Source organism: Lentzea californiensis (genome assembly GCF_024648825.1).
GTDB classification, from domain to species: Bacteria; Actinomycetota; Actinomycetes; order Mycobacteriales; family Pseudonocardiaceae; genus Lentzea; species Lentzea californiensis.
In genome coordinates, this window is the sequence record NZ_JANBBE010000001.1 from 2,093,762 (window position 1) to 2,104,603 (window position 10,842).

Below are 10,842 nucleotides of genomic sequence, written 5' to 3' on the forward strand. Positions count from 1 at the left end.
TCGGGCTGTGGTCCGTCTCTTGAGCGTGTTGCTCGTCATTCCGCTGCTCGCGTCCTGCACGTCGATCGTCGAAGGGACCGCCAAACCGGGCGTGACCTTCGAAAAGGTCGGCCCGGCCGGCGTCGTCCCGGCCGGTTTGGAGGAGTTCTACGGCCAGCAGCTGGCCTGGGAGAACTGCGAGCCGTACGCCACGACGGGGTCGAGCCGCGACGCGTACGGCAAGAGGCGCGACGTCGAGTGCACACGCCTGAAGGTTCCCCTCGACTACAGCAAGCCAACCGGCGACACGATCACCATCGGCGTGCTCCGGTACAAGGCAACCGGGCAGAAGATCGGCTCGTTGCTGACCAACCCCGGCGGTCCCGGAGCCTCCGGCATGGCGTCGGCCGCGAGCATGGTCCCGGCCTACCGCAAGACCGGCCTCGCGGCGAGGTTCGACCTCATCGGGTTCGACCCGAGGGGCATCGGCGCGAGCGAGCCGGCGGTCAGCTGCCTCACCGGACCGGAGCGCGACGCAGAGCGTTTGGACCTCGACACGGACACAAGTCCGGCCGGAATCGCCCAAACGGAGCAAGAGAACAAGGCATATGCCGAGAAGTGTGCCGCCGGTACAAAATTCGGTGCATCAATGCTCGCCAATTTGGGCACGCGGGACGTAGTTAAGGACATGGATGTCCTCCGCTCTGCGCTCGGCGACGCGAAGCTGAGCTACGTCGGGTACTCGTACGGCACCCGCATAGGCACTGAATACGCCGAGACCTTCCCCCAGAACGTGCGCGCGCTCATCCTCGACGGTGCCGTCGACCCGACCCAGGACCAGCTCGCGTCGCTGGTCGCACAGGCGGCCGGCTTCCAGAAGGCGTTCGACGAGTTCGTGAAGTGGTGCCGAGAGAAGAAGGAGTGCCCACTCGACGCCGACGCCAACCTGAGCTTCCGGCAGCTCACCACCCCGTTGCTCCAGAAGCCGGTCGACGTCGGTGGTCGCAAGCTGTCCTACAACGACGCCATCACCGCGGCGATCCAGGCGATGTACTCGGAACAGCTGTGGCCCCTCCTGCTCGACGGCCTCCAGGAGCTGAAGAGCGGCAAGGGCACGACGCTGCTGCGACTCGCGGACGCGTACTTCGACCGCGACGAACAGGGCCAGTACTCGACCATCACGGATGCGTTCAACGCGGTGCACTGCGTTGACGACGCACGGCTGACGGACAAGAACGCGCTGCTGGAGACCCAGAAGAAGTACAAGGAGGCGGCACCGTTCCTCGACGACGGCAACCCGGCCGGCGCGGCCCTCGACTCGTGCGCGTTCTGGCCGGCCCCGGTCACCGCGCGCACGGGCCCGCCCAAGGCAGAAGGCATCCCGCCGCTGCTGGTCATCTCCACGACCGGCGACCCGGCCACGCCCTATGAGGCGGGCGTGAACCTGGCCAAAGCGCTCAACTCCCGGCTCCTCACCTACGAGGGCGTCCAGCACACGGTCTTCCTGCAGGGCGACCAGTGCGTGGACGGCGCCGGCGTGAAGTACCTGATCGACCAGACCTTGCCCGCCGACGGAACCCGGTGCGCCTAAATGACGAAGAGGCGATCCCGAGTCACCGCGGCCTTGTTCGCCTTGATCGTTCTGCTCGGCACGTCCACGTCCTACGCGCGCATCGACGGCTCACCCGTCGCCGCGCGCAAGGGCTTGGCGCGCTTCTACGAGCAGACGCTGGCGTGGGGTGCGTGCCAGCCCTACGCCACCGACGCGAAGAGCAAGGGCCTGTACGAGCGCGAGGGCATCCAGTGCGCTCGGCTGTACGTTCCGCTCAACTACGAGAACCCGGACGCGGGGACGATCACCGTCGGCCTGCTGCGGCGCCCTGCCGCGGAGAAGGACCGGAGGGTCGGTTCCCTGGTGGTGAACCCCGGCGGTCCGGGAGGGTCGGGCATGTCGCACGTGGCGAACATGCAGCCGGGCAACCCGGTCGGCAAGCGGTTCGACGTCGTGGGCTTCGACCCGCGCGGCGTGGGGGCGAGCCAGCCCCGCGTCCAGTGCCTGACCGACGCCGAACGCGACGCGCAACGGCTGCGGCCCAAGGGCGAGAGCGCGAACCTGACCGAGCAGGAGAACAAGTTCTTCGTCGACCGCTGTGCCGAACGCAGCGGCATCGACCTGCTGCGCAACGTCGGTACCCGTGACGTCGTACGCGACGTCGACGTGCTGCGCGGCGCGTTGCGGGAGAGCAAGCTGACCTACCTCGGCTACTCCTACGGCACGCGCATCGGCACGTTGTACGCCGAGATGTTCCCTCGCAACGTGCGCGCGATGGTTCTCGACGGTGCGGTGGAGACCAACAGCGACAAGGTGGCCGCGTCGGCACGCCAGGCGCAGGGCTTCGAGGAGTCGTTCCAGCGCTTTGCCGGCTGGTGCGCGCAACGCGACTGTCCCATCGGCAGGGACTTGAGCGCCGCGGAGTCCAAGTTCCGGCAGATGATCGAGCCGCTCAAGAAGACCCCGCTGCAGGTCGGCGACCGCAGGCTGTCCCACTCGGACGCGAACACCGCGATCATCCAGGCGATGTACACGGACCGGCTGTGGGAGACCGCCCTGAAGGGTCTCCAGGAGTTGCGGCAGAACAAGGGCAACACGCTGCTGCAGCTCGCCGACCAGTACCTCGGCCGCGCCCAGGACGGCACCTACAGCCGCATCCAGGACGCGTTCGTGGCCATCCGCTGCGTCGACGAACCGCCGATCAAGGACCGGGCCACCCTGGAGTCCAACCGTCGGAGGCTGTTGGAACTGCTGGGCAACGACACGATCCCCACCGACGAGACCGCGCTCGGCCCGTGCGCGTTCTGGCCGGCTCCGCACACGTCGGAACCGCACCCGCCCAGAGTGCAGGGACTGCCGCAGGTGCTGGTGGTGTCGACGACCGGTGACCCGGCGACGCCCTACCAGTCCGGTGTGGACCTCGCGCAGGCGTTAGGGGCGCGTTTGCTGACGTACAACGGAAACCAGCACACGGCGTTCCTCGCGGGCATCGGCTGCGTCGACGGCGTGGGCACGAACTACCTGGTGGACCTGAGGCTGCCCGAAACGGACTCGGTCTGCTGAGCCCTTCCGGGCAGGAAGACCGAACCCAGCGCCCCGAGCGCGCAAATCACCGCCGTGATCAGGAAGATCTCGTGGTACTCGGTGAGCAGCGCCTCGGTGAGCCCGCGCTGGTACTCGGCCATCCGCCGCTGGAACTCAGCGGGTTCGACGCCGAACGGCAGCGGTGTGTTCAGGCCTGCCGTGAGCTCGCGGAACCGGTGTAGTCCCCATGCGGACAACGCCGCCACACCGACGAGCATGCCCGTCATGCGCGCGACGACGACGAACGCCGACGCCACGCCGTGCCGGACGGGAGGCACGACACGCAGCACGGCACCGGACAACGGCGCGATGACCAGGCCCAGCCCGAAACCGGCGATGGCCAGGTCACGCGTGAGCACGAGCCCACTGACGTCAGCGGGCCACTGCGCGATGAACACGTACGACACCGATGCCATCGCGAGCCCGCCGAACGACACCCAGCGGTCACCGAGCCGTGACGCGAGGAACCCGCCCTGCACGGCGCCGACCGGCAACGCGATCAGGAACCGCGTCAGCAACGTCGCCGCGGACGCCGAGTCGCGCCGCAACACGGTCTGCGCGAACAACTCCACGTCGACCAGCGTCACCATCAACGCCGCTCCGGCGGCCAGCGACACCCCGAGCACGGCCCAGAACGGCCGCCACTGCACGCCGTCAGGGTCGATGAGCCGCACGGCACTACGGCGTTCCCACCAGAAGAAGCCGCCCAGCACGACGAACGCCGCGATGAGCGTCGGCCAGCCCCACGAAGGCAGCACGGACTCGGCAGGCGTCGGGTTGTAGAGCGCGACGACCAGCAACGACAACGCCGCCGCCAGCAACATCCCGCCCACGACGTCGATGCGGACCTCGCGCCGTGTGTTCGGCACGGTGCGTTGCACGACCACCATCGCGATGATCGCCAACGGGATGTTCACCCAGAAAATCCACCGCCAGCTCTGCGGCTCCCACGCCTCGAACAACGGCCACGCGTTGAACAGCGAGGCCACCGCGATGCCGTACAGCGTGCCGAGAACAGACCCCAGCTCCTGAGCGGCACCAACGGTCCCGAGAGCGGCCGACCGCCGTTGCTCCTCCCACAGGTCCGCGACCAGCGCCATCGTCACCGGCAGCAGCGCGCCACCGGCCAGGCCCTGCACCACGCGCCCGACGACGAGCAACGGCACGTCCGCGGCCAGCGCCGTGATCACCGAGCCCACCAGGAACCCGAGCAGCGAGACCTGCAGCACGAACCGCCGCCCGAGCCGGTCCGACAGCTGCCCGAGCAGCGGCATGCCCGCCACGTACCCGAGCAGGTACCCGGTGACGATCGGCGTCGCCTGCTCCAGCTCGTTCACCGCGATGCCCAGGTCACGGACCATGTCCGTCAGGACGCCGACGACGACGTACGCGTCGAGCGCCCCCAGCAGCACGGCCGCGCCGGACGCGGCGAGAGCGACTCTGCTCGCCGTCTTCTTGGCCGGCATCTACGCGGGTGCCGTGACCGTGACGGGCTTGTCGAAGTCCGTGAGGCCGATGTCGACCTTCTGACCGGCGGGGAGCTCGAACAGCGCGCTCTTGAGCTTGTTGTCCTTGTCGATCGAGAACGTCGCCTTCACGTCCGCGGAGATGCCCGGCACCAGCCCGGCCGCCACGTCCTTCGGCACAGTCGCCTCGATCACCGACACGTCACCGGACGACTTGGTCTTGGCGTCCTTCGAGCTGGACAGGACCTTCGCGACGCCCTTGTCCGGGTTCAGGATGGCCGAGGGGTCGTACACCTGGCCCGCGAACGCCGCCGGCAGCTTCGTGAACCCGCCGGTCGGGCCCTTGAAGTGCAGGTTTCCGCCGGTCAGCACGTAGGAGATGGACAGCAGCTGCCCGCCGAACGTCACCTTCGCGGTGCCCTTCGAGTCACCGGCCGAGGTGAGGTCGCCGTCGGCCTCCTTCACCGGCACGTCCGGCAGCTCACCGTCGACCTTGATGGTGAAGTGGACGCTCTGGACCGAGCGCATCGAGTCGGCCGACTTCGAGAGCAAGGTCGCACCATCGGGGAGATCTCCCCCGGACGTGCAGCTCGTGAGCAGGGCGAGTGCGCAAACCAACAACCAACGGGCGGACATGCGCTGATCGTAGAGACTCCTACTGTGTCAAATGCCGCCTCCGCTTAGAAACGTACGTCGGCGGGCCCTAAGCTGCGCTCTATGGACCGCCAGCAGGAGTTCGTGCTCCGCACGCTAGAGGAACGCGACATCCGGTTCGTCCGGCTCTGGTTCACGGACGTCCTGGGCTTCTTGAAGTCCGTGGCGGTCGCACCGGCCGAGCTCGAAGGTGCCTTCAGCGAGGGCATCGGGTTCGACGGGTCGGCGATCGAGGGCTTCGCCCGCGTCTACGAGTCGGACATGGTCGCGAAGCCGGACCCCTCGACGTTCCAGGTGCTGCCCTGGCAGACACCGGACGGCAGCAACTACTCGGCACGCATGTACTGCGACATCACCATGCCGGACGGCTCCCCGTCGTGGGCCGACCCGCGCCACGTGCTGCGCCGCACGCTGTCGAAGGCCAGCGAGGCCGGGTTCACCTGCTACGTGCACCCCGAGATCGAGTTCTTCCTGCTCAAGGGCCTGCCCGGCGACGGCAGCGAGCCCGAGCCCGCGGACAACGGCGGCTTCTTCGACCAGACCTCGCACGAGACGGCGACGCACTTCCGCCGCCACGCCATCGAGGCGCTCGAGGCGATGGGCATCTCCGTCGAGTTCAGCCACCACGAGGGTGCGCCCGGCCAGCAGGAGATCGACCTGCGCTACGCCGACGCCCTGACCATGGCGGACAACGTCATGACGTTCCGCTACCTGGTGAAGGAGGTCGCGATCACGCAGGGCGTGCGCGCCTCGTTCATGCCCAAGCCGTTCTCCGACCAGCCCGGGTCGGGCATGCACACGCACTTCTCGCTGTTCGAGGGCGACCGCAACGCCTTCTACGACGAGGAAGACCCGTACCAGCTCTCCGACATCGGCAAGCAGTTCGTCGCGGGCATCCTGAAGCACGCGCGCGAGATCTCCGGTGTCACGAACCAATGGGTCAACTCGTACAAGCGCCTGATCGTCGGCGGTGAGGCCCCCACGGCCGTGTGCTGGGGCCACGCCAACCGCTCCGCACTGGTGCGCGTGCCCATGTACTCGCCCGGCAAGTCGTCGTCGCGCCGCGTCGAGGTCCGTTCGCTGGACTCCGCGTGCAACCCGTACCTGGCGTACTCGGTGATCCTGGCCGCCGGCCTGCGGGGCATCGAGAAGGGCTACGAGCTGCCGCCGCCCGCCGAGGACGACGTGTGGTCGCTGACGGACCGCGAAAGGCGCGCGGCGGGGTACGCGAACCTGCCGCAGAACCTCGGCGAGGCCCTCACCGAACTGGAGAACTCGGAGCTGCTCCCCGAGGCACTGGGCGAGCACGTCTACGACTTCTTCCTGCGCAACAAGAGGACGGAGTGGGACGCGTACCGTCGTAGCGTCACCCCGTACGAGTTGCGCACACTTCTCCCCATGCTGTGAGGCAGATACGTGCTCTCCGTGACTGAGGTACCCGAGTTCCAGCCGACGATCTGCGCGTGCACCGTCGCCACGGCGGCGGAGCTGCCCGCGGTCAAGGTCCTGTCCAGCTCGTTCCTCGCGGAGCACCCCGAGGGCCGGTTCGTCGCGCTGGTCGTCGACGCGCAGCCGGAGCACGCGGGGCCCGGACTGATGACGCCGCTGGACATCGGCGTCGCCGAGGACGAGCTGCACGTGCTCGCGACGTCCCTGGACGCCGCCGGGCTGAAGGCCGCGATGGTGCCGCGGCTGCTGGAGGCGTTGCTGTCGCAGGGCATGCCCGTGCTGTACCTCGACCCGTGGGTGCAGGTGTTCGGGTCGCTCACGAAGGTCGTGCTGGAGGCGTTGCGCACCGCACCGGTCGTGATGCTGCCGCGCACGTTGCGGCCGTTGGCGTCCGACGGCCTGCAGCCCGGTCCCGCCGACCTGCACGACCAGGGCGCATTCGACCCCGGTTTCATCGCCGTCGGCCCCGGTTCCGAGCCCTACCTGACCTCTTTGGACATGCCGGCGATCGTGCCGCACCACGTCGTGCGCGACGCACGGATCGGTGTGTCCGTGTGGAACGTCGCGGACCGGCCGTTGCACCGCACCGAATCCGGTTCGTTGGCCGTGATCGGCCAGGACCTGCTGACGGTGCACTTCCGCGGGTTCGACCCACGGCGGCCCTGGTTGCTGTCCGCCGATTTCGCCGAACGTCCCCGTGTGCTGCTCTCGGAACATCCGGAGGTGGCCGAGCTCTGCCAGTCCTACCGCGCCGAACTGGTGCGGTGCGGCTGGTCCGTGGCCCCCGTGCCGTACCGGTTCGACTCCCTGATCGACGGCACGCAGATCCCGTCCGAGCTGCGCGCCGACTACCGGGCCTCCGCGCAGACACCGCCGCCGGCGTTCGGTGAGGACGGTGGCGGCGGGTTCCTCATGTGGGCGTGCGAGCAGACCGAGGCCGGTGGCACGCGCTGGGCCGACGCCGTGTGGCGTGCGGACACCGCGCTGCAGCAGCAGTTCCCGGTGCCCTTCGGCGCGGACGCGGAGGCCTGGCGCGAGTGGTGCGCCGGGGTCGGCGTCGCTTCCGGGCGGTTGCCCGCGCCCGCCGTGCCGCAGCCCCGCTCGGAGGGGCCGGCGCTGCTCGACCAGCTCGGTGTGTCCGTCATCGGCTCAGGACAGCTGGCGGAACTGATGCTCGCCGCCGCGCGCGCGTCGGGACTGCCGGTGTCGGCCGCCGCCGGATATCCCGTCGTGGTGCGCGCCTCTTCTTCGGACGAGGTGCCCTCCGGCCGGTTCGTCGTCGACGTCGCGTTGGACGCCACCGCCGCGGACGACCGCACGGGCGTGAACGAACTATGGCTCTCGTCCGAGGCGTCGCGCGCTGCCGCCGAACGCATCGGCGGGCCCATCGTGCGTGTGGTGCCTGTGCCCGTGCAGGACGTCGGCGCGCGTGACCACGAGCCCGGCGAAGTGGTGGTGTTCGCGGCGATCGCGGACCACGACTTCGACAGGCCGGGCAACGTGCTGGGCGCCGTGTCCGCGTTCCTGACCGCGTTCCCGGACCGGACGGACGTCGAGCTGAAGATCGCCGTGTCCGGTGCGCTCGAACACCCGGAGGCGGCCGAGCGACTGCGCCTGGCCACGTCCTCCGACCCGAGGATCTCGCTGGTCGAAGGCCTCGACGTGGCCGCGACCGCCGACGCCGTGGTGTCGCTGCACCGCGGCGGGGCGGACGACCGGATCGCGTTGCGCCTGGCCGAGCTCGCCGTGCGGGGAGTCCCGGTCGTCGCGTCGGACCACGGCGCCGTCGCCGAGCTGTTCGGCAAGACGGCTGTTCTCGTGCCGTGCCACCAGGGCGCCGAACCGGACGTGCAGGCCGCCGCGAAGCTGCTGCGCTCGTTGGCCGACGACCTGCCCACGGCCGCCGCGCTCGGTGCGGCCGGCCGTCAGCACGTGCTGTCCGTGCGCTCGGTCTCACGAGTCGCCGAGGTCCTCCGCGAACGCGTCGAGCACGCGTACCGCGGATGGCGGGCCCGCCGGCCGAAGAAGAAGGCCGAGGTCGACCCGATGCTCGCGCTGCAGTCGGCCAAGCACGCGTTACTGAGGCAGCCGACGGTGGACGGCCCTCATCGGACGCCGATGGCACCCGCGCTGCGCAAGGTCGTGCTGCGCGCGCTGGACCACTACGACAACCACATGCGCCAGGTGCTGCACACCCTGATCGACGGGGTCGAGCGCACGGTGTCCGAGCTGGTCAACAGGCAGGACGCGCTGAAGGCCGGCGTCGGTGCCGGTGAGCTGGAACTGCTCCGCGCCGAGGTCGAGCAGGTCGCGCAACGGCAGTCGCACTTCGTCGACCAGTTGGTCGGCGTCGACGACGGGGTCGTGCGCGTGCGCGCGGACATGGCGGGTCAGGGCCGCCGGCAGCGCGACGTCGAGGACGCGGTCGTCGCCGAGGCGGCCAAGCGCGCGAAGTCGGACGAGGTGCTGGCCGAGCGGATCGACAAGCTGACCGTGGCGCTCGACCGGACGCTGGACCGGATCGACTCGCTGGAGTCCAAGGTCGTCGAGGTGTTCCGTGAGCGCGACACGCGCCTGGACGCCGCGCTTCGCACCGCTCACCAGGCACAACAGACCGCGGACGCGCTGCGGCGCGTGGTCGTTCGTCAACACGAGAACGCCGGCGACGCACCTGCGGTGCGTTCGTCACTGGTGTTGTGCGACGCGGGCATGATGTGGCTGCCCTCCGACGACGCGTTCATGCTCCCGCTGTTGTCGTCCAACGGCGTGTGGGAGCCCGACCTCGCGGAACTGCTCGACTCCGTGCTCGAACCGGACGGCATCTTCCTCGACGTCGGCGCGTACGTCGGTTACCACTCGATCCGGGTGTTGTCGCGGCTCGGGCTGATGGGCGCCGTTGTCGCCGTGGAGCCGGACGCGTCCGCGGCTGCTCTGCTCAGGCACAACGTCTCGGCGAACCTGCCCGCCGCCGTCGCCGGCCGGATGACCGTGGTCGAGGGCGCGGCGTGGGAGAGCGCGGGGGAGCTGGCCGTGTCGCCGACGCTGACCGGTGGTGTGTCGGTGTCGCCGCTGGCCGCCGATGCCCCGGCCGAGGTCGCGCGCGTGAAGGCGGTGCGCCTGGACAAGGCACTCGAAGAGATCGCCTTGGTGCAGGGGATGAAGCTTTCCGTCGTGAAGGTCGACACGCCTGGACGCGGGCATCGCGCTCTCGCAGGACTCGTCCGGTTGTTGCGTCGCGACAGGCCTCATGTGTTCCTCGAGTTCTCGGCGACCGCGACGGCGGACTTCGGTGACGATCCGGTGACGGTGCTCAAGGAGTTCGGCGTCTGGGGCTACGACCTGGTGCCGGTGGCGACCCGTCAGCCCGCCGCGCCGGACCAGATCGTGCGGGCGATGGAGGGACTTCGTTCCATCACCCTGTGGCTGCGACCGCGTCCGGTCGGGGCCAAGCCACCTGCCCCTTCGCCGTCCGTGCCGATCAAGCAGCCCGCTGACCAGGCGATTTGACTTTGATCGACCCCGTGAGTAACCTTCTCCAAGTCGCAAGCGGGACCACGGAACGAGCGGTTGACACCGCGGATCGGGCCGAGTAAAGTTCCACGGCGTCAAACCCCCAGAAGTAAATAAGCGGCCTAACGTGCTGTCCGGGATCTGAAAATGACCCCGATTTGACACCGGGAAAGCCACTCAGATAACTTCTGAACAAGCCAAAAACTGAATGCGAAGCGAGTTTGCGCCGCACCGAAGAAGCCGAAAAGGCCGATTTGACAAAGCGAAAACGAACTGGCTAAGCTTTCAACACAAGCCCCGAGAGAAAGCCTCCGGAAACGGAGACTGGAACCGGTGAGCGCGTGTTCTTTGAGAACTCAACAGCGTGCCGAAACACAGCCAGTAATATATGAATTACCTCCTCGTCGAGGTAGTTCCTTTGAGGCAAGACTAGATTGATGCCAGACATATTCCGTCTGGAGCGATCAAACATAATCCTTATTGGAGAGTTTGATCCTGGCTCAGGACGAACGCTGGCGGCGTGCTTAACACATGCAAGTCGAGCGGTAAGGCCCTTCGGGGTACACGAGCGGCGAACGGGTGAGTAACACGTGGGTAACCTGCCCTGTACTCTGGGATAAGCCTTGGAAACGAGGTCTAATACCGGAT

The 10,842-nt window shown here is 68.4% G+C and carries 6 protein-coding genes and 1 rRNA gene; 5 read left to right on the forward strand and 2 right to left on the reverse strand.

Going from position 1 to position 10,842, the window contains the following annotated elements; all coding sequences use genetic code 11:
* Positions 1–7 precede the first annotated feature (7 nt).
* Positions 8–1,570, forward strand: a complete 1,563-nt coding sequence (locus LX88_RS10795) for an alpha/beta hydrolase (protein WP_258947568.1) — start codon at positions 8–10, stop codon at positions 1,568–1,570.
* Entirely contained in the window at positions 1,571–3,094 is a 1,524-nt protein-coding gene (locus tag LX88_RS10800) for an alpha/beta hydrolase (protein WP_258947569.1), read from the forward strand. It abuts the gene before it with no gap.
* On the opposite strand, the gene LX88_RS10805 is transcribed toward LX88_RS10800, so the two are convergent.
* Both LX88_RS10805 and LX88_RS10810 read right to left on the reverse strand, forming a co-directional pair.
* Entirely contained in the window at positions 3,049–4,581 is a 1,533-nt protein-coding gene (locus tag LX88_RS10805; RefSeq protein ID WP_258947570.1) for an MFS transporter, read from the reverse strand. The two genes, LX88_RS10800 and LX88_RS10805, sit on opposite strands and share 46 nt — an antisense overlap.
* Positions 4,582–5,217, reverse strand: a complete 636-nt coding sequence (locus LX88_RS10810) for an LppX_LprAFG lipoprotein (protein ID WP_258947571.1) — start codon at positions 5,215–5,217, stop codon at positions 4,582–4,584.
* An 81-nt stretch (positions 5,218–5,298) separates the two neighbouring features.
* On the opposite strand from LX88_RS10810, the gene glnA reads away from it, so the two are divergent.
* From glnA to LX88_RS10825, 3 genes are all read left to right on the forward strand, one after another.
* Complete coding sequence (glnA, locus tag LX88_RS10815) at positions 5,299–6,642, forward strand: type I glutamate--ammonia ligase (RefSeq protein ID WP_030481022.1); 1,344 nt, start codon at positions 5,299–5,301, stop codon at positions 6,640–6,642.
* 18 nt (positions 6,643–6,660) lie between these two features.
* Positions 6,661–10,191 (forward strand): FkbM family methyltransferase, encoded by a 3,531-nt coding sequence (locus tag LX88_RS44220; protein WP_258947572.1) that lies wholly within the window; start codon positions 6,661–6,663, stop codon positions 10,189–10,191.
* 480 nt (positions 10,192–10,671) lie between these two features.
* Positions 10,672–10,842: ribosomal RNA gene (locus tag LX88_RS10825) — 16S ribosomal RNA — on the forward strand; the annotation flags it as partial.

Bases quoted from the DNA above. Each gene is read 5' to 3' on its own strand.
- glnA (WP_030481022.1), top strand. From the start codon at position 5,299: ATGGACCGCCAGCAGGAGTTCGTGCTCCGCACGCTAGAGGAACGCGAC.
- LX88_RS10805 (WP_258947570.1), bottom strand. From the start codon at position 4,581: ATGCCGGCCAAGAAGACGGCGAGCAGAGTCGCTCTCGCCGCGTCCGGC.
- LX88_RS10810 (WP_258947571.1), bottom strand. From the start codon at position 5,217: ATGTCCGCCCGTTGGTTGTTGGTTTGCGCACTCGCCCTGCTCACGAGC.
- LX88_RS10800 (WP_258947569.1), top strand. From the start codon at position 1,571: ATGACGAAGAGGCGATCCCGAGTCACCGCGGCCTTGTTCGCCTTGATC.